The organism is Polaribacter sp. AHE13PA, from assembly GCF_019278505.1.
Taxonomy (GTDB): Bacteria; Bacteroidota; Bacteroidia; order Flavobacteriales; family Flavobacteriaceae; genus Polaribacter.
Map to the genome: position 1 here is coordinate 4,111,566 of NZ_CP058985.1, position 20,165 is coordinate 4,131,730.

A 20,165-nucleotide genomic window follows, 5' to 3' on the forward strand; every position below is an offset into this window, starting at 1 on the left:
ATTGTTAAATGAAATATAATGACAGATAAAGAGTTAGAAGTAATAGGTGACAAAATTGTAAATGTTTTAAAAACAATTTATGATCCAGAAATACCAGTAGATATTTACGAATTAGGTTTAATTTATGACGTTTTTGTATCTGAAGATAATAATGCAAAAATATTAATGACATTAACCTCACCTAATTGTCCGGTAGCAGAAAGTTTGCCTGTTGAGATTGAAGATAAAGTGAAAACTTTAGAGGAAATTAAAAGCTGTGAAGTAGAAATTACTTTCGATCCTACTTGGACACAAGATATGATGAGTGAAGAAGCAAAACTAGAACTGGGAATGCTATAAAATAGTCTCAGTAACAGTTTTCAGAATAAAACAACCAATGTCATTTCTAAATGAGCTTTTTTAAGCGATTGAGAAATCTCAACTTTGAAACTTTAAAAATGCAAGAAGAAATTATAAATAGAGTTACAAATAGTAAACTTAAAACCTTTGATTTAGAAGAAATCTATCCAGAAGGAAAAAGAGTGGTATTTGATGTAAAAGATTGGTTGTTTCAAGAGTTAATCTTAAAAGAAAAGGACTTCAGAGAATCGGTACAAAACCATGATTGGTCTCAATACAAAAATAGTTTTGTAGCTATTTCTTGTTCTGTAGATGCAATAATTCCTTCTTGGGCTTTTATGTTAGTTGCGTCAGAATTAATTCCGTTCGCAAATAAAGTAGTGATTGGAGATTTAGAATTGCTAGAAACAGTTCTTTATCAAGAATTAATTAGTTTTTTAGACCTTAAGGAATTTATAAATGCACCAGTTATTATAAAAGGGTGTGCAAATAAACCAATTCCAGATTCTGCATATGTCTTTTTAATAGAAAAATTACAACCTGTAGCAAGGTCTATTATGTTTGGAGAAGCTTGCTCAACAGTACCTTTATATAAAATTAAAAAATAATTTACAATGAGAAGATTATTACTTCTTTTATTAGTTCTTTTTTCCACTTCTTTTTATGCACAAAAAAAGAAGAAAGATACTTTACCAATTCCTAAATGGAAAATTAATGGAAAGTTTGGTTTTGTTTTTAATCAATCTTCCTTTTCTAATTGGGTTTCAGGGGGAGAGAATATGATTGCAGGTGATATAAATGTAAATTATGATTTTAATTACAAGAAAAACAATGTTAACTGGGATACGAGAATTTTAACTGCGTATGGATTAAGCCATTTAAATACCAAAGGGTATCGTAAAACAAATGATCGATTTGAATTAAACTCTTTATTAGGTATAAAATCGGGTAATAATTGGTTTTTATCGCAATTTGTTAATTTTAAAACTCAATATTCTAGAGGTTATAATTATAAAGTAGAACCTGCGGTACCTGTTTCAGATTTTTTCTCACCGGCTTATTTGAGTTTAGGTCCTGGTATGTTATGGAAAAAGTCTGATAATTCAAATATAAACATAGCTCCGGCTACTGCTAGGTTAACAATGGTTAGCGATTTGTTTTCTGGTCAATTTGGGGTAGAAGAAGGAGATAATACCAATTTTAGTTTAGGTTTTAACCTCTCTGGATATTTTAAGTTTACGATAATGGAGAATGTAGAAATGGAAAACATTGTTGCACTCTACTCAGATTACTTAGATCAACCAGACAATTTAGACTTAGAAAACCAAACAAATATTCGTTTTAAAGTAAATAATAACATTAAAATGCACATGACTTTTCATGCTATCGTAGATGATAATGCGTCTAGTAAAGTGCAATTTAGACAATTATTTGGTTTGGGATTAAATTATAAATTTCATCAAAAAGTGACTTATTAATATTTTTATTGTCTAAATAAGAAAAAGTGTATTTTTGCACACTCAAATTTTAAAAAAACAAAAAAAAATGAAGAAGTTATCAATTTTATTTTTATTGGTATTAACTAGTTTATCCATTAATGGACAAACAGCTGAAGAATTAAAAAAAGAACAAGCTCCTAAAAAAGCTGAAATTGCTAAATTACAAGGAGAAGTAAAAGCTTTACAATCAAAAATCGATGCACTTCCAGGATGGAGAAAAGGTGCTTTTGGTACAATTGGAGGTAGTTTTTCTGGTTTTAATAACTGGTATTCTAAATCTACACCTACAGCAACTGCTGGTAATATAGGTATTACAGTAAATGGTTTTGCTAATTTAATTAAAGAAGATTTTTTCTGGAGAAACTCTGCTGCTGTTAATTTAGGTTGGGTAAAACTAGATGAAGAAGGAGTTGCTGGAGATGAAGATTTTGAAGCTACTACAGATGTATTTACAATTAGCTCTTTATATGGTAAGAGATTAAATAAAAAATGGGCACTTTCTGGTTTAGCAGAATATAGAACAACTATTATAGATAACTTTAACGACCCAGGATATTTAGATTTAGGTATTGGTGCTACATGGACACCTACAAATAATTTAGTGGTTGTTATACATCCAGGAAACTACAATTTTGTTTTTAGTAGTGGAGATACCGTTTTCGAATCTTCTTTAGGTGCTAAAATTGTAGCAGACTACACACAGAAATATGGTAAACTAAGTGTAAAGTCTAATTTATCTATGTTTCAAAGCTATGATACATCAGATTTATCTAACTGGACATTTACGAACTCTTTTGGGTATACAATATGGAAAGGAATTGGAGTTGGTTTTGAGTTAGGTTTACGTCAAAATAAACAAGAAGCTTTAAACAATGCTTTAGATAATGCTGTTGTGCCTACAGCTACTTTTGACAATATAGATAACAAATTACAATCTTACTATTTACTTGGTCTTAGTTATGCTTTTTAAGTAGTATCAAATAATATTTTATTTAAACCTCAAGAAGAAATTCTTGAGGTTTTTTATTTTCCTTACTTTTACATTCTAAACCTTTGTTGATGACATTATTAATAATTTTCGCTACCGTTTCTATTTTCTTTTCATTTTTGTGTTCTATTCTAGAGGCAGTTTTACTTAGTATTACTCCAACTTTTATCAATCTAAAAAAGAAAGAAGGGCTTGAATATGCACTACAGTTAGAAGCGTTAAAGAAAGATGTAGACAAACCTTTAATAGCAATCTTAACAATAAATACAGTTGCACATACTGTAGGAGCTATTTTAGTTGGTGTACAAGCAAAAGTAGCCTATGCAGAAATGTATGGTACTTCTGCTAAAACTATTTTGGGTATTAGATTAACAGAAGATGTTATGGTGGGGGTTGTGTCTACAATAATGACTATTTTAATTTTAGTTGCATCAGAAATTATACCTAAAACAATTGGAGCGACTTATTGGAGACAGTTAGCTAATTTTACTACCAAGGCTTTAAATATTATGATTTTCCCATTAAAATGGACAGGTTTTATCTGGGTTTTACAATTAACTACAAAATTAATTGGAGGCAAAGGACATGGCAGTGTTTTAAGTAGAGAAGGCTTTTTGGTAATGACAGAAATAGCAGAAAAAGATGGTGTTTTTCAAGAAAACGAAGGTAAGGTTATTAGAAATTTATTAGGTTTTAAAGGAATTAAAGTAAATGATGTAATGACACCAAGATCTGTTTTAGAAATAGCAGATGAAAGTCAAACGATAGAAGCTTTTTATAATGAGCATAAAAAATTACGTTATTCTAGAATTCCTGTTTTTGCTGAAAATCCAGATGAAATTACAGGATATGTTCTAAAAGATAATTTATTTGAAGCAATAATTAGTGGAAAAGGAGCGGAGACCTTATCTTCTATAAAAAGAAATATTATAATTACAGATAGAGATTTATCGATTGCAGATTTATTTGACAAACTGATTCGCCAGAAAGAACATATTGCGTTGGTTGTAGATGAATATGGTTCTGTAAGCGGACTTGTTTCTCAAGAAGATGTAATAGAAACTTTATTAGGTTTAGAGATAATGGATGAGAGTGACTCTGTTGCAGACTTACAAGCTCATGCTAAAAATTCTTGGAAAAATCGAGTAAAAAAAATGGGAATAAATGATGATAAAAAGAAGGAATAGCTTGTGCTTACAAAGTATATAATACGATTACTTTTAGATATTTACATTAAATAAGTAGCCAACTAAGGCTGTTAATCCCATAGCAGCTGTACCCCAAAAAGTGATTCTTAAAACTGCTTTTTTAATATTAGAACCGCCTGCTTTGGCAGCTAATGCTCCTAGAGTCATTAGAAAAAGTATGGAAGAAGCGTAAATATAGTATTCCAGATTTTCTAAAGGTAGAAAAAGAGTTACCAAAAAAGGAAGTAGGCCGCCAATTGTAAAAGCAGCTCCAGATGCTACTGCAGCCTGAATAGGATTTGCCTGACTAATTTCATTAATCCCTAATTCATCTCTAATATGTGCTGCTAACGCATCATTTTCAGTTAATTCTTCAGCAACAATTAAAGCTGTTTCTTTTTTAAGACCTCTCTTTTCGTAGATTCTTGCCAACATTTGTAACTCAAGTTCTGGCATTTCTTCTAATTCTATTTTTTCCCTTTCAATATCTGCAGATTCAATATCTGTTTGAGAACTTACAGAAACATATTCTCCTGCTGCCATAGATAAAGCTCCTGCAACCAAACCTGCTAAAGTAGCTAGAATTACAGGTTCTCTTAATTCGCTTGCAGCAGCAACTCCAATAGCTAAACTTGCGGTAGATAAAATTCCATCATTTGCTCCTAAAACAGCTGCTCTTAGCCAATTACTTCTATGTATGTAGTGTTTTTCTAAATGGTCTACTAATTCGGTGGAGCTTTTGTTCATCTCATTGAAGTTTATTTTATCAAATCATAATAATTTACTCTTCTTCTTTATATTCATAATATAAAAAGTCGTTATAAGGAAAACGTTGAATATGGATTTTCTTTACTTCTTCGTATGTTTTCTCTTTAAAGTCTTCTAAATTATCTTTGTTTAAAGCGGATATGAAAATAGAATCTACATCATAATCATTCATCCAAGTTTTTTTCCAATCTTGTAATGTATAATGTTCTTTCCCTTTTTCCGTTACAATGTCATCCTCATCAATAGTTTTATGAGAATAGGCATCAATTTTATTAAAGACCATTACAGAAGGTTTGTCTGCACATTTTATATCTGCCAAAACAGAATTTACTGAAGCTATATGATCTTCGAAATTTGGATGAGAAATATCTACTACATGTAATAATAAATCTGCTTCTCTAACTTCATCTAACGTAGATTTAAAAGATTCTACCAATTGTGTAGGTAGTTTTCTAATAAAACCAACAGTGTCTGTTAATAAAAACGGAATGTTCTTAATAACCACTTTTCTAACAGTAGTATCTAGAGTTGCAAATAATTTGTTTTCAGCAAAAACATCACTTTTACTAATCACATTCATTAATGTAGATTTACCAACATTGGTGTAACCAACCAAAGCAACTCGAACCATTTTTCCACGGTTTTTACGTTGCACAGCCATTTGTCTGTCTATGGTTAACAATTTCTTTTGTAACACAGAAATTTTATCACGAATAATACGTCTATCTGTTTCAATTTCAGTTTCACCAGGTCCACGCATTCCAATTCCCCCTTTTTGTTTGTCAAGGTGTGTCCAAAGTCTTGTTAAACGAGGTAATAAATATTGACATTGTGCCAATTCTACTTGTGTTTTTGCAGAGCTTGTTTGCGCTCTTTGTGCAAAAATATCTAATATAAGGTTTGTTCTGTCTAAGATTTTACAATCTAAAACTTTCTCAATATTACGTATTTGAGCTGGAGATAATTCATCATCAAAAATGGCAGTACCAATATGATTTGAAACAATATAGTCTCTAACTTCTTCTAATTTACCAACACCTAAAAATGTTTTAGGATTGGGTTTTTCCATTTTTTGTACAAAACGTTTTACGGCAACACCACCTGCAGTCAGGGTTAGAAATTCTAATTCATCTAAATATTCTGTAGATTGAATTTCATTTTGTTGTTGAGAGATAATACCGATTAAAACAGCTTTTTCAGAAATAACTTCGCGTTCGTCTATCATAGATTACAAAAATACAAAGATTTGGTTTGTAAATGCATAAAAAAAACCTCAAGATACTTGAAGTTTTAATTAAATAATTCAAATTCAAATTCAACACTTTCTCTTCTTATAGCAATGGTTTTTATTAGTTTATAATTATTTCAGATTTTAATCAATACAAAATTACAAGAGAAAAAGGTAAGTAAGTATAGTTTTGTGTTAAGAAAACATATAGTTTAAGTTAAGAGTTACCCTGCTTTATTTTTATATTTTTACCAATCATCAAAACAATTATAAATGGGGTTATTTTTTTCATCATCAAAAAGGAGTAAAGAGATATTTACTGTCGGGTTTTACAACGTAGAAAATTTATTTGATACGGTAGATGATCCAAAAACCTTTGACGATGATTTTACTGCCAATGGTAAAAATCACTGGAATAATAAACGTTACAGGGATAAAATTAAAAAATTAGGTTCTGTAATTTCTCAACTAGGTAAAGAAAGATCATATGATGTGCCTGCACTTGTAGGTTTGGTAGAGGTAGAAAATGCTAAAGTTGTAAGAGATTTAGTGAATTCTAAAGATTTAAAAAAGCACCATTATGGTTTTGTACATTATGATTCTCCGGATGATAGAGGGATTGATGTAGCGCTTTTATACAATAAAGAAGTATTCGAATTAATAGACTCAGAACATTTTCCGTTGTATTTAGAAGGAGATGAAGGGAAGAGAGATTATACTAGAGATATTTTAGTGGTTTCTGGTAATTTAAAGGGGGAGTTAGTCCATGTTTTAGTAAATCATTGGCCTTCTAGAAGAGAAGGAATAGAAGAGTCTGAACCAAAAAGAATTGATGCCGCAAAATTAGCAAGAGCAATTATAGCAGGAATACAAGCTAAAAATTATAATGCAAAAATTTTGATTATGGGTGATTTTAACGATGATCCAACCAGCAAATCTATTAAAGAATATTTAGTGACTGATGATTTTTACAATCCTATGGAAAAGATATTGGATAGAAATGCTATTGGTTCTTTAACCTATGAAGGTAAATGGAATTTATTTGATCAGATAATTATTACCAAGAACTTTTTAGACAAAAAAGAAGGACAAGTCTACTTTAAGCATGCTGAAGTATTTAATAAGAAATGGTTGAAGATTTTTAAAGGAAAATTAAAAGGAAGTCCGTTTAGAACTTATATAGGTCCTTGGTACCAAGGTGGTTTTTCAGACCATTTTCCTGTGTATGTGTATTTTAAAAAGGAAGATTAATTGAAATGATAATTATAATCTTCCACTCTTGTAAACTCTGATATTTTTTTGTTTATTTTTTTTGAAATTTCTTGTTATGGTACTAGCGAGACGCTCGCACTAGTATTTATGTCTTGCTCGTTTTTTGCTAACGCGACCGTTTCGCTCGTGTGAAAACTGATGCTGTCTTGTTTTTTTAACGCATTCATTATAGTATGCTGTAAAATTATTTAAAAGAGAACTAATTAATCCTTTCCAAAACCTTTAAAAGCAGCCTTTAATTTTTCATCATTTAAAATATACTTCTTGTATTTTCCGTCTCTGTATCTGTAGTAAATAAAGAAAGGCATAAATAGAAAAGAAAAGTAAAAGACACCTAAACCCATTACAATTTGTCCTTTTTCGTGATCTGTATTTATAAGGTACATTCCAACTGCCATCCAAATTAAAAAGATGACAAACATTATTTTTAACATTAACTTCATATTGCAAAATTACAAAAGTTATATCTTTAATTGATATATTTTATAGAAATGAACTCAATTTCATTATTTTTGATAGGGTTGCTGCTTTTTTCTTGCAATTCACATAAAAAAGAAACGAATATGAATACCAAAATAGTGATTGCTCACAGAGGTGCTTCTGGTTATTTACCAGAACATACTATGGAGGCCAAAGCGATGGCGTATGCTATGACCCCTCATTTTATTGAGCAAGATTTGGTGTTGAGTAAAGATAATGTACCTATTGTAATTCATGATATTTATTTAGATGATGTAACGGATGTTGCTGTAAAATTTGCTGATAGGAAAAGAAAAGACAATCGATTCTATGTGATAGATTTTACTTTTGATGAATTGCAAATGCTCAAAGTAACGGAGCGTTTTAATCATGAAACAGGCGAACAGTTTTACCCAAACCGTTATCCGAAGGGAAAAGGGAATTTTAAACTGCATTCTTTTGAAGAAGAAATAGAATTGATACAAGGTTTAAATAAAGCTACCGGAAAGGATATCGGAATTTATCCAGAAATTAAAGATCCAGCATTTCATCAAAAAGAAGGAAGAAAAATAACAGAGGTTGTTTTAGAAATACTTGCTGATTACGGTTACAAAACAAAAAAGGACAATTGTATTTTACAGTGTTTTGATGCAGCAGAGTTAGAGAGAATTCGTGTAGTTTTAAAATCTGACTTATTTTTGGTTCAGTTAATGGAATTTGAAGAAGAAACAAAACAATTAGCACATTTTGCAACGTATGCAGACGGAGTTGGTCCTTGGTATAAGCAAATATTAGATAAAAAAGTAGGAGAGAAGTGGCAGTTTACCACGTTGGTTTCTGATGCGCATAAATTAGGTTTAAAAGTGCATCCTTATACTTTTAGAGCCGATTCTTTAGATGAGTTCACTACCTTTGACAAGATGATGGAAACACTCTTAATAGAAGCAGATATTGATGGTGCTTTTACAGATTTCCCAGATTTGGTAGTCAATTTTTTAAAAGAAAAGTAATTCAATGAACACTCATTTATATAAAATAAAACACTTTAATAATACTTTAGATGTTTTTTCATCCGAAGAAAAATTGTACACATCTAAGTGGTTTATGGATTTTGGGAAGTTTGGTTCTGAGGTTTTTAATTCAGACGATAAAATAATTTATAAGATTACCAAACAATTTCAATTTTGGAAATGGAAAATGGTGTTTACCATAAAGAATAGTCAAGATGTTTTAGCCGAATTAATTTCTCAGAATAATAGAAAAACCATCTTTTCTATAGATGTTGATGAGGTTACTTATGAAACTAATATTCATTTTAAAAAGAAAATATCTATTCTAAAAAACGGAGAAAAAATTGCAGAAATTGATGAATCTTTTTCTGATAATGATTTTAAAGACAGTATTAAGTTACAGCTTTTAGATAAAAATGATTTAGCGATTTGTTTCTTATTATTTTCTTGTTTAAAAATAGGCGAAACCGAACAAGACTCTAAAAGAATTATGCCAAGTCAGAAGCAATTAGAACCTAATGAAGAACCTTGGAATTAGTATTTTAAAGTTTTTTTAACGCGAATTTTCTTGATAAAAAAACCAAGTATTCTGCACTATTTTTCATAGAATCTTCTAAATCCTTTGCGTAATTCAGAACAGCATCGGTATAATTAATTCCGAAATCTTCTGGTTGTTTTTCGTCTAAATCTATAGCGCCACAAAAAGCAGCAACTTTTATTTTTTTAGCTATTGCGGAAGTCAACACGCCCTGAATTGTTTTACCAGACATGGTTTGTGTGTCTAGTTTTCCTTCACCAGTAATAATCCAATCTGCACCTTCAATTTGAGTGTCAAAATTAGCAATTTCTTTTATCAATTGAATGCCAGGTTCTAAAGTTCCGTTTAAGAATAATTGAGTTGCAATTCCCATTCCTCCTGCGGCGCCAGCACCTTTTACAGACTGAACATCGATTGTGAAAACAGCATTTAGAATTTTAGAAAAATCTTGTAAGCCTTTATCTAACATTACAATTTCGTCTTTCGATGCTCCTTTTTGAGTACCATAAACATAGGCTGCACCATTTTTTCCGTATAACGGATTGGTAACATCACAAGCTATTTTAAAATCTACAGCTCTTAATTTAGGATGAACATTAGTAACATCTATCGATTTTATATTAGATAAATTTGCGCCAATAGGTTTTACTTTTTTATTATTTTCATCTAAAAATTGATAACCTAAAGCCGTTGCCATTCCTATTCCACAATCGTTGGTTGCACTGCCTCCAATACCTATAATAATAGTTTTAGCCCCCTTATTAATGGCATCAACAATCATTTCTCCTGTACCTAAGGTAGTGGCATTTTTACAATCGAATTGTGTTGGTTTTAGTAGCTTAACACCAGATGCTTCTGCCATTTCAATAAAAGCAGTATTGTTCTCATTAGAGTATATATAGGTTGCATTGATTATTTCAAAAAAAGGATTGTTTACTTGTACGTTTATGGTACGTCCTTTTAGATAGTACTCTACAACTTCAATAGTACCATCACCACCATCTGCTAGTGGTAATTTAAGAATATCTGTATTTGGGAATTCTTCTAAAATTACTTTTTCAACAATATTGCAAAATTCCAATCCTGTTAAGGTGTTTTTAAATTTATCTGGTGCTAATATTATTTTCATTCTTCTTTGAATTTAATTTAGCGGAGGTAAAGTTATTGTTCTAAATTTTGAGTTAAAAAAAGCAGGAAAATAAGAGCAAATACAATTAGCATCGAAATACCTAATATTTTCCATATTTGTTTATTTTGATGCACTAAATATTTTCCTAAATGGGTATTCCAAAAATATTCTGTCAACACAGCATAGCCTATAACATTCAAGATTAAAGTTGTGAAAATAGATTTCGGTAGATAATTTAAAAGTATCGTAGAGCAAAGAGTATATACCAAACCAAAAATAAGAACTTGATTCCTTACTTTAGGTTTGTTCATCTGTTTTAAGTTTTGCATTAATAAAACAGCACCAAATATGGTAGAAAAGAAAATGGTAAAACCGAGTATTGCATTTTTAGAATATAGAACAGGCACTTCTAATTCTTTAAAAGGACTTTTATTAGTTTCTGTGTTTTCTTTAGAAATAGGTGTTTCAGGTACAGTGTTTTCTTTAGGCGTATCCTCTATAACAATGGTCGGTTTTTCTAATATGTTTCTATCCTCTAGTTCCCATGTAACAGCTTGTAAAGCTTCTTCTGTATATTTATCTTTTTCAGTGAGAATGGTTTCTAGCTCTTTGTTAGATTTTGTTCTCATATTTGTTGAAAAACTATTTTGCCTCATTTTCTTCTATAGTTTTATGACGTAACTTCTATTAGTTTATTTCTGTAAGCCGTTAATAATTTTGATTTAGAGATAAAACCAATATATTTTCCTTCTTTAACAACCGGTAAATTCCAAGCACCACTTTCTTTAAATTTCCTCATAATATCTGTCATTTTATCAAGACCTATGATAATTATTTCTGGAGGATGCTGCATAATATCTCTAGCAAAAATTGTTTTATATAGGGTTTGATCAAACATAATTGGTCTTAAATCGTCTAGTAAAATAATACCTGTTAGTTTATTATTCTTCTTATTAATTACAGGGAAAATATTTCTGTTAGATTTTACAACTGCTTGTTTAACCATACTTTCTAAATCCATATCTGAATAAACAGGAACAAAATTATTTTCAATAACTCTATTAATATCCATTAAAGTTAAGACAGCATGGTCTTTGTTATGTGTAATTAATTCTCCTTTTCTACCTAACTGCATTGCGTAGACAGAATATGGATGTACATATTTAGCGATTAGGTAAGAAATTGTAGCGGTTAGCATCAACGGAATAAAAAGATCATAGCCACCAGTTAATTCTGCAATTAAAAAGATAGCAGTTAAAGGAGCGTGTAGTACTCCGGCCATTAAACCAGCCATTCCTACCAAAGTAAAATTACTTTCAGAGACATTAGATAAACCAGTGGTATTAATTATTTTAGAAACACAATTTCCTAAAAGACTTCCCATAAATAGAGTAGGTGCAAAAATACCACCAACTCCACCAGCTCCAAAAGTTAAGGCACTTGCAATCACTTTAAATAAAACTAAGCCAAATAATAAGATAATAACAACCCAAACATTAGATAAATCTAAGTTCATAAAGTTATTTTTTAAAGCTTCTTGTGGGTTTCCTGCAATTAAATTATTAATAACTTCAAAACCCTCACCATATAAAGGCGGAATAAAAAATATTAAAATTCCTAAACCTATTCCACCAACTAATAAACGTTTTATTGGAGAGTCTATTTTGTCAAAAAGTTTCTGAATTCTATCATAAACCTCTGTAAAATAGATAGAAGCTAAACCAGTTGCAGTAGCTAAAATAAGGTAAAAAGGAATGTTGTTTATGGTAAAAATATCTTCTGTTTCAAACGGAAGTAAAACATCAGACCCAAAAAAGAAACGAGAGGTTATAATTGCAGATAATGACGCTAAAAGTAAAGGCATCATAGAGGCAATTGTTAAGTCTAAACTAAACACTTCTATGGCAAAAATAATAGCGGCAATTGGTGCTTTAAATATGGCTGAAAGCGCACCAGCAGATGCACAACCAATTAATAAGGTTCTTGAAGTTTGGTTTAAATGAAACAACCTGGCAACATTAGAGCTAATTGCCGCACCTGTTGCAACAGTAGGTCCCTCTAGTCCAACAGAACCACCAAAACCAACGGTAATTGGAGCAGTTAAAATAGAACCAAACATTTGGTAACGCTTCATAATTCCTTTTCTTTTGGATATAGCATATAGTGTAGAAGGAATACCGTGACTTACTTTGTTTCTAATAACATATTTTATGATAAAATATACAATTGTTAAACCAATAATCGGAAAAAGAAAGTAAAAAGCATGGTGATAATCTCTCACCAAATTTCCTTCTAAAAGATGCTGAAAAAAATGTGTTAAATTTTTTAAAATAACAGCTCCAAAACCTGCTAAAAAACCAACAAGGATGCTAAGTATGTATATGAATTGCTTTTCAGAGATGTATTTATATCTCCAAATTAATATTTTTCTGTAAATGTTTTTTGTTGTTGGCACTTGTTTTATCGATAAGAAATTATTTATAAATTAGTTTTTTTCTTGATGCTTTACATCTTTTAATAAGTCTAACGCAAAGTAGGTTATTAAAACGCCTACAAAAATAATACAAACCCACATAAAAACAGCTGTTTCCCAAAAAGGTTTCTCTTTTATAATTACAGGTGTTGCTTTCGTTTTAATAAAATTATTTACGGATACTTCTTCTTCTATAATTGATGTTTTTTCTGAGATAAAATTACCTAAATCATATGAAGGTTTAGAGAAGGTAGTATCTATTATTAGTTGATATTGTTCCTTCTTTTTTAAGTCAGATATAATATAAACAGGCTTTTGTAATAAGGTAATGTTTGTAATTTCTAAACTAGGATTGTCTTTGTTTTCGATTTCTATAATAAATTCTTTTTCATTTAAATTATTTAAGAAAAAGGTGTTTTCTATTTTAGAATTTAACTGAAAGTTAGAAACTACTTGCTGATAAGTTTCTATTCTCTTCTTTATTTTACGTTCTTTATTTATAATTAGTTTTGCATTACGTTGATAAAAATCGGTGTTAATATCAAATGAAATACTATTAATTTCATGAGAGTTGTTAGATGTAAATTTAATCTGAGTTACTTTTCTGTCTTTTAAAAGCGTAATTTTCTGACTAAAATCTGTAAGTGTAATTGGTGTTTCAGAAAAATAGTTGTTGATGTATTTACCAATACCCAAAATGTTTATTGGTAAAGAATTTTTGTCGTTAAAGGCTATTTTTAAGAATTGATAAGTTGTTGTAGGAAAATTTATTCTTTTTTCTAAAGATGATTTGTTGGTACCATTGTTAAGGTATAGCGTATTGTTAGAGGTAATTCCGAACCATGTTTTTGCATCATTACTTCCAAAGAGGTTATATTTTTTAGAAATATCTGTATTCGCAATTTTTAAAGTAAGATTCGTTAATTTTTCCTTCGTTATATTTTCTATTAAAACCGTAGTAACAGAATCTTTAATTCTTTTGTTTGATACAATTTTGATAGGTGAAAATGTAGAGAATAATTGATCTGAATGATATTTTAAAACATAAGGTACTTCCTTGTTCTCATTATCTTTTATTCTGATAAAATTAAAATTATTTTTACTTGCAGATCTTACTTCTGGTGTTAGCATTATTTTATGCAAACCGTCTTTCTCAACACTGTTTAAAGAGCCTTTATAATTCTGACTAAAACAAGTTAATCCGATAAAAAAAACGATTAAAAAGCTATATTTCTTCATCTTCTTGAGTTTTGTCATTTACTAATTTTTTTATTTTTTGATACACAAACGAAATAATCAAGATTAAAACACCTAATAATATAAAGGCGACTATTTTTCCTGTTTCAGAAGCGTTTTGAATATCGTATGCAAATAGTTTTATAATGGTTATTCCTAATAAGGAAAGAGCAATAATTCTTAAGTTTTTCCATTGTTTCTTAATTCCGATAATTAAGAATATAAAGGAGAAAATTCCCCATAAAATAGGATACCCAATTTTAATTATTTGGTCTTGTACTGCATCTATTTTGTCATCTATAATATCGTATTTTGAGTAATCATTTGTTTGTGCATTTAACTCAGAAATAATTGAAGAATTATCAGAAAAATGAACTCCATGTACCATAACTTCGTTACTTAATGTGTAAACAATTGCAAAAACAAAAAGCCATGGCAACCATTTACTTCGCGTTGGTTTTATATTGAATACCGTACTTGTCTTTTTAAATAATTGAACTCCAAAATAAATAAGAGATGCTAAAACTATATAATGTAAGTAAAAAGCATAATTACTATGTATAGAAAGTGCAAGGTTTTCTGTAACTTCATCTGTTGGCAGCTTGTAGAAGTTACCTATATAAACGAAAATTGAAATGCAACTGATTAATAAGACTGCTTTTTCTATGTTTTTCTGCTTAAACTTTTCTGTAAAAAATAATAAGAGAGCTACAAACACAAAATGATATGCAACGGGAAAAGATAGGGCAGAAGCTGTATTTTCTAAAAATTGATGAGCTTGATAATCAATTTCTAAAGCACCTGTAAAATACGCAACTAAAACAAAGGTGATTAAAACAATGGTTTTGTAAAAATTTATTTTTAAAGTGAAATATTTAGTTACCATATTTCCTTCTTTTTTTAGTAGCCAATAGGTTAAAATAAGAGAAATACTAACTACAAAACCAGCTATAAATAATGGATTAAAAACTACCGATAATTCTTCTGAATACGTGTACAATTCCCAATCTAGTAGCAAACTAATAATGGATAAAACTTGCACTATTATGGCACCTAGTTTAAATGATTCTATTTTAGATTTTTTAGACAACCAAAACAATAAAACTACTTCTGCTGCCCAGAAAAGAGTAATTTGGTTTCCGTTAAATTGAATAGGAATGGTAAGCGTAACAAAGGTTAAAGCCAAACCTATTAGAATGTAAATGGCGTTTTTGTCTAATCCAAATTTCTTGTATAAGATGGTTGCATAAGCTACATTATAAACTGCCAATAGTAATGTGAATAACCCCGTGAAATTAGATTCTAAATTTTTAAGAATTACCATTCCAATTCCAAAGAAAATAAAGGTATTTGCTATTAAAATAAAGTATTCAATTTTAGAAAATACTCCTTTGTTTTTTAAGTTATTTAGAACAATAGTAAGACTAAAAATAAAGTAAAAAATGGTAGCAAAAGTTAAAGCGCCATTATGTTCAAAACTGTCTTTATGGATGTTTAAGAAACACCAAGAACCGAATAAAATAAAGGTAAAAGCAAAATCTACAATCGTTGCTATTTTCCACTTTTTAAAATAAGAGATCGCAAGAATACCTAAGTTTAAGATAGCGATATAAGTAAATAGTACCACATAATTTCCTTCTCCAGTACTTAACATAAAAGGAGCTGCAAAACCACCAATTAAAGATAAAACAGCCAATTCTTGTCTGTTATAAGAAACGGAAACTAAGGCACTAAAAGCCGTAATTACTGCCATAATACAAAAAGCAACGGTCTGACTAAATAATTGGTATTCATGAAAAGCAATATAAATAGTAAGGTAAAAAACACTAATTGCTCCGGCTACTAAAACAGAACTAAAAGAAGCGTAATTCTTTTTTAATTTATGTGCGATCATCATAATTAGAGAGCCACATAAAACGCCAATTCCTACTCTTGCAGGTTCGTTAATCCAATCTTTATCAATAGCAAACTTTACAAAGAAGCTAATTCCTAAAACAAGAATTAAAACACCTATTTTATTAATTAAGTTCTCTCCAATAAATTTTTCTAAATCTGGGTTTTTCTCTTTAAAAGATGCTATCCAAGATTTTTTAGGGATCGCTTTTTCTTTCTTTTTCTCTTCTCTAGTATTTGCTTTTTTATCAGTAACTATTGGTGTAATCTTAGCATCAGTATCCAAAATAGGTTTTACTACTTCTGGTACTTCAGAAACAAAAATAATAGGTTCTTCTTTTGCTACAACAATTGGTCTTGTTTTTTCTAAAGGCTCCGTTTCTTTTTGAGTAACAGGTTCGCTTTTAGTTTTTAATACTTCTTCTTTAGAAGTTGATTTTTGCTGTAAGTCTCGTAATTTATCATCTAATTGAAAAACAGAAGTCTGTAAATCTTTCAATTTAGAACTAATATTTTTGTTAGTAATTAGTAGATAAATAATGATAAAAATGAGTAATACTATTTCCATACTTAACAACATGTTTTTTCTATGATTAGAATAAAGTAAAGGATTTCATTTATTTTTGTGAAGATAAGGTATCGGTTCCTAAGTAGCCATTATCTTTATTGTAATACCATGCTCTGGTTTTAGGCATTTTCACACCATTTATTGTTTCTAAATCAGAAAGTAAAATGTATTCTCCGCTATCTTTTGTTTCTTTAAAAAACTGATAGACTTCCATTGCATATGTAGTCGGATCAAAATAAAAGTACCAAGTATCTTTACCAACTTCTGCGGAATATGTAGCTTTTAAAACCAAATATTCTTTCCCTTTAAATGTTTTCTTTGTTATTTTTTGATCAATAATTGTGCCTTTATCCTTCAGCTTCATTGGTAAACCGAACAAATATGTATAATAGTTTTTATACATGTTTGCGCGTTCAGCATTCAAATTAAATTTCTTTTTAATTGCTTCAGACGGCTTGTTATCACCATTAAAAATAAAACTAGCAACAGCTTTGTCTACAGTATATTCCGTAGTAATTGTATCTCTAATTGCTTTTACAGAAAAGTATTCTTGAGGCAAATTAATTTTAAGAGCACTTTTTCTAGGAGATTTTTCAGGAATTTCCATGGTAACAAATAATTCACCATTAAAAGTAGCCCAATTTCCATTAGGATCATGAAATTGAATCGCTTTATCTAACAATTCATCACCAGTAATTTCTTGCGAAAAAGAAGTGATTGAAATAAAAAGGAGTAAAAGTGTGGTTAGTTTTTTCATAATTTAAAAGTAATAAAAAATCCCGCAGAAGCGGGATTTAAAAATTTTATGCTTTTATGTTTAAGCGAAGGCTTAACTCTTTCAGTTGTTCATCATCAATAAATGCAGGTGCATCAATCATAACATCTCTACCAGAATTGTTTTTTGGGAATGCAATAAAATCTCTAATGGTTTCTTGTCCGCCTAAAATAGCAACCAATCTATCCAATCCAAAAGCCAATCCACCGTGAGGAGGTGCTCCGTATTCAAAAGCATCCATTAAGAAACCAAATTGAGCTCTGGCATCTTCTTCAGAAAAACCTAAATGCTTCAACATAGTTGCTTGCATTTGCTTGTCGTGAATTCTAATAGAACCACCACCAATTTCATTTCCGTTTAACACCAAATCGTACGCATTTGCTTTTACAGCACCAGGATCTGTGTCTAATAATTCCATCTGACCAGGTTTAGGTGATGTAAACGGGTGATGCATTGCATGGTAATGCCCAGTTTCTTCATCTAACTCTAATAAAGGAAAGTCAATTACCCAAAGCGGAGCAAATACTTTAGGATCTCTCAAACCTAAACGTTCTGCCAATTCCATACGTAAAGCAGATAATTGTGCTCTTACTTTATTAGTTTCTCCAGATAAAACACAGATTAAATCACCAGGTTTTGCACCGGTAATTTCTGCCCATTTTGCTAAATCTTCTTGATCGTAGAATTTATCTACAGAAGATTTAAAAGTTCCATCTTCGTTTACACGTGCGTAAATCATTCCTAAAGCACCAACTTGCGGACGCTTAACCCACTTAATAATATTGTCTATTTCTTTTCTTGTGTATGCGTTTCCTCCAGGTACAGCAATACCAACTACCAATTCAGCGCTATTAAAAACACCAAAATCTTTATGTTGTGTAACTGCGTTTAACTCGCCAAACTCCATTCCAAAACGGATATCTGGTTTGTCATTTCCATACAATTTCATTGCATCGTCATATAACATTCTTGGGAATTTCTCCACCTCAACATTATTTACTTCTTTAAGTAAGTGACGCGTTAATCCTTCAAAAATATTTAAAATATCCTCTTGCTCTACAAACGCCATTTCACAGTCAATTTGTGTGAATTCTGGTTGTCTGTCTGCTCGTAAATCTTCATCTCTAAAGCATTTTACAATCTGAAAATATTTATCCATTCCACCAACCATCAACAATTGTTTAAAGGTTTGTGGAGATTGTGGTAACGCATAAAATTGACCTTCATTCATTCTACTTGGCACTACAAAATCTCTTGCGCCTTCTGGTGTAGATTTTATTAAATAAGGCGTTTCTACTTCAATAAAGTCTTGGTCAGACAAGTATTTACGAACTTCCATAGCCACTTTATGACGGAAAATTAAACTGTCTTTAACAGGGTTTCTTCTAATGTCTAAATATCTGTACTTCATACGGATATCTTCTCCACCATCCGTTTTATCTTCAATAGTAAAAGGAGGCGTAATAGATGCGTTTAAGATTTCTAATTTAGAAACCAACAATTCTACAGCACCAGTAGCCATTTTGTCGTTTTTAGATTCACGCTCAATAACGGTTCCTGTAACCTGAATCACAAATTCTCTACCAAGAGATTTTGCTTTCTCCATCATTTCCTTTGGCGTACGCTCTTCATCAAACATTAATTGCGTAACTCCGTATCTATCACGTAAATCTACCCAAATCATAAACCCTTTATCACGGCTTTTTTGTACCCAACCCGCTAAGGTAACTTCTGTATTTATATGCGATGCGTTTAACTCGCCACAAGAATGACTTCTATACATTTCTTTATTTTTATATTGGTATCTACCATTTTCTCATTGGTAGAAGTATCATTAATTGAAGCTGCAAAAATAATCATTTTCTATTGAATATTAGTTTTTTGGGCGTTCATTTCTAAACAGAAATGCCCCGCTTTCCGCACTCGCTTTTTTTATTCCGAAAAAGAATAAAAAAGAGCTCAAACAATTGCTGCAATCGGTAACGCAAAATCCGTACAATTCTTTGTAAATTTGTAGTATAGAAGAATTAGAAACTTCTCAATACAATTTTATTAAAACAACTATCAGTTATCTTTTTTTGATTACTGATAATTGATATCTGATAACTAAAATAAGATGAGTAAATTATATTTAGTACCAACACCAATAGGTAATTTAGAAGACATGACTTTTAGAGCAGTACGAATTCTAAAAGAAGTAGATTTTATTTTGGCAGAAGACACGCGTACAAGTGGTAAACTTTTAAAACACTTTGAGATTGCTACACAAATGCACAGTCACCACATGCATAACGAGCATAAATCTGTAAAAGGAATTGTGCAAAGAATACAAAACGGAGAAACTTGTGCATTAATTTCAGATGCTGGAACACCTGCAATTTCAGATCCTGGGTTCTTACTAACCAGAGCTTGTGTAGAAAATAATATTGAGGTTGATTGTTTACCTGGAGCAACAGCTTTTGTGCCTGCTTTGGTAAATTCTGGGTTGCCAAATGATAAGTTTGTGTTCGAAGGTTTTTTACCTGTAAAAAAAGGAAGACAAACTCGATTTTTATTATTAGCGGAAGAAACAAGAACTATGATTTTTTACGAATCTCCACATAAATTAGTAAAAACACTTGGGCATTTTGTTGAGTATTTTGGAGCAGACAGACAGGTTTCTGTATCTAGAGAATTAACAAAAATGTTCGAAGAAACCATTAGAGGAACTGCAACTGAAGTTTTAGCACATTACACAGCAAAACCACCAAAAGGAGAAATTGTTGTGATTGTGGAAGGGAAAAAATAGGTTAATATATAAGCT

Annotated in this window: 19 protein-coding genes; 9 read left to right on the forward strand and 10 right to left on the reverse strand. The window is 30.5% G+C overall.

The window, feature by feature from the left end; genetic code table 11:
• The first annotated feature begins 18 nt into the window (after positions 1-18).
• The 5 genes from H0I28_RS17400 (at position 19) to H0I28_RS17420 (ending at position 4,013) form a co-directional block, all read left to right on the forward strand.
• The gene (locus tag H0I28_RS17400) at positions 19-339 is read left to right on the forward strand and encodes a DUF59 domain-containing protein (RefSeq protein WP_165733066.1); all 321 of its coding nucleotides are present in this window, start codon (positions 19-21) and stop codon (positions 337-339) included.
• Between the two features lie 98 nt (positions 340-437).
• Positions 438-947: a DUF2480 family protein gene (locus H0I28_RS17405; protein WP_218732664.1), complete on the forward strand. Its 510-nt coding sequence runs from the start codon at positions 438-440 to the stop codon at positions 945-947.
• 6 nt (positions 948-953) lie between these two features.
• Positions 954-1,817, forward strand: coding sequence for a DUF3078 domain-containing protein (locus H0I28_RS17410; protein ID WP_218732665.1), 864 nt, complete (start codon positions 954-956; stop codon positions 1,815-1,817).
• Between the two features lie 67 nt (positions 1,818-1,884).
• Positions 1,885-2,808 carry a DUF3078 domain-containing protein gene (locus tag H0I28_RS17415; protein WP_218732666.1) on the forward strand — a complete coding sequence of 308 codons (924 nt, stop codon included), beginning with the start codon at positions 1,885-1,887 and terminating at the stop codon, positions 2,806-2,808.
• An 89-nt stretch (positions 2,809-2,897) separates the two neighbouring features.
• Positions 2,898-4,013 carry a CNNM domain-containing protein gene (locus H0I28_RS17420; protein ID WP_218752204.1) on the forward strand — a complete coding sequence of 372 codons (1,116 nt, stop codon included), beginning with the start codon at positions 2,898-2,900 and terminating at the stop codon, positions 4,011-4,013.
• 33 nt (positions 4,014-4,046) lie between these two features.
• Here H0I28_RS17420 and H0I28_RS17425 read toward each other — a convergent pair whose 3' ends face one another.
• Together H0I28_RS17425 and hflX are read right to left on the reverse strand one after the other, a co-directional pair.
• On the reverse strand, positions 4,047-4,760 hold the full coding sequence (locus tag H0I28_RS17425; protein WP_218732668.1) for a VIT family protein: 714 nt from the start codon (positions 4,758-4,760) through the stop codon (positions 4,047-4,049).
• A 34-nt stretch (positions 4,761-4,794) separates the two neighbouring features.
• Positions 4,795-6,006, reverse strand: coding sequence for a GTPase HflX (gene hflX / locus H0I28_RS17430; protein WP_218759935.1), 1,212 nt, complete (start codon positions 6,004-6,006; stop codon positions 4,795-4,797).
• 276 nt (positions 6,007-6,282) lie between these two features.
• Between hflX and H0I28_RS17435 the strand changes: the two genes are divergently transcribed.
• The gene (locus H0I28_RS17435) at positions 6,283-7,260 is read left to right on the forward strand and encodes an endonuclease (protein WP_218759937.1); all 978 of its coding nucleotides are present in this window, start codon (positions 6,283-6,285) and stop codon (positions 7,258-7,260) included.
• Between the two features lie 224 nt (positions 7,261-7,484).
• Here H0I28_RS17435 and H0I28_RS17440 read toward each other — a convergent pair whose 3' ends face one another.
• Positions 7,485-7,724 carry a hypothetical protein gene (locus H0I28_RS17440; RefSeq protein WP_218759938.1) on the reverse strand — a complete coding sequence of 80 codons (240 nt, stop codon included), beginning with the start codon at positions 7,722-7,724 and terminating at the stop codon, positions 7,485-7,487.
• 48 nt (positions 7,725-7,772) lie between these two features.
• On the opposite strand from H0I28_RS17440, the gene glpQ reads away from it, so the two are divergent.
• Both glpQ and H0I28_RS17450 read left to right on the forward strand, forming a co-directional pair.
• Positions 7,773-8,750 carry a glycerophosphodiester phosphodiesterase gene (gene glpQ, locus H0I28_RS17445; protein WP_218759939.1) on the forward strand — a complete coding sequence of 326 codons (978 nt, stop codon included), beginning with the start codon at positions 7,773-7,775 and terminating at the stop codon, positions 8,748-8,750.
• A 4-nt stretch (positions 8,751-8,754) separates the two neighbouring features.
• Positions 8,755-9,288 carry a hypothetical protein gene (locus tag H0I28_RS17450; protein ID WP_218732673.1) on the forward strand — a complete coding sequence of 178 codons (534 nt, stop codon included), beginning with the start codon at positions 8,755-8,757 and terminating at the stop codon, positions 9,286-9,288.
• Between the two features lie 4 nt (positions 9,289-9,292).
• Here the strand turns inward: H0I28_RS17450 and H0I28_RS17455 are convergent, their stop codons facing one another.
• The 7 genes from H0I28_RS17455 to aspS are packed head-to-tail and all read right to left on the reverse strand — an operon-like array spanning position 9,293 to position 19,145.
• Complete coding sequence (locus H0I28_RS17455; protein ID WP_218759940.1) at positions 9,293-10,417, reverse strand: glycerate kinase; 1,125 nt, start codon at positions 10,415-10,417, stop codon at positions 9,293-9,295.
• Between the two features lie 32 nt (positions 10,418-10,449).
• Positions 10,450-11,046 (reverse strand): hypothetical protein, encoded by a 597-nt coding sequence (locus tag H0I28_RS17460; protein WP_254712609.1) that lies wholly within the window; start codon positions 11,044-11,046, stop codon positions 10,450-10,452.
• A 41-nt stretch (positions 11,047-11,087) separates the two neighbouring features.
• Complete coding sequence (locus tag H0I28_RS17465) at positions 11,088-12,872, reverse strand: chloride channel protein (RefSeq protein WP_218732676.1); 1,785 nt, start codon at positions 12,870-12,872, stop codon at positions 11,088-11,090.
• 30 nt (positions 12,873-12,902) lie between these two features.
• Positions 12,903-14,129, reverse strand: coding sequence for a hypothetical protein (locus H0I28_RS17470; RefSeq protein ID WP_218759941.1), 1,227 nt, complete (start codon positions 14,127-14,129; stop codon positions 12,903-12,905).
• Positions 14,116-16,587, reverse strand: coding sequence for a DUF2339 domain-containing protein (locus H0I28_RS17475; RefSeq protein WP_218759942.1), 2,472 nt, complete (start codon positions 16,585-16,587; stop codon positions 14,116-14,118). Before H0I28_RS17475 ends, H0I28_RS17470 begins: the two co-directional genes overlap by 14 nt.
• Before the next feature lie 49 nt (positions 16,588-16,636).
• Complete coding sequence (locus H0I28_RS17480) at positions 16,637-17,344, reverse strand: DUF6503 family protein (protein WP_218759943.1); 708 nt, start codon at positions 17,342-17,344, stop codon at positions 16,637-16,639.
• Between the two features lie 46 nt (positions 17,345-17,390).
• On the reverse strand, positions 17,391-19,145 hold the full coding sequence (aspS, locus tag H0I28_RS17485) for an aspartate--tRNA ligase (protein WP_218759944.1): 1,755 nt from the start codon (positions 19,143-19,145) through the stop codon (positions 17,391-17,393).
• Between the two features lie 333 nt (positions 19,146-19,478).
• Between aspS and rsmI the strand changes: the two genes are divergently transcribed.
• Positions 19,479-20,150: a 16S rRNA (cytidine(1402)-2'-O)-methyltransferase gene (rsmI, locus tag H0I28_RS17490; protein ID WP_218759945.1), complete on the forward strand. Its 672-nt coding sequence runs from the start codon at positions 19,479-19,481 to the stop codon at positions 20,148-20,150.
• Positions 20,151-20,165 lie beyond the last annotated feature (15 nt).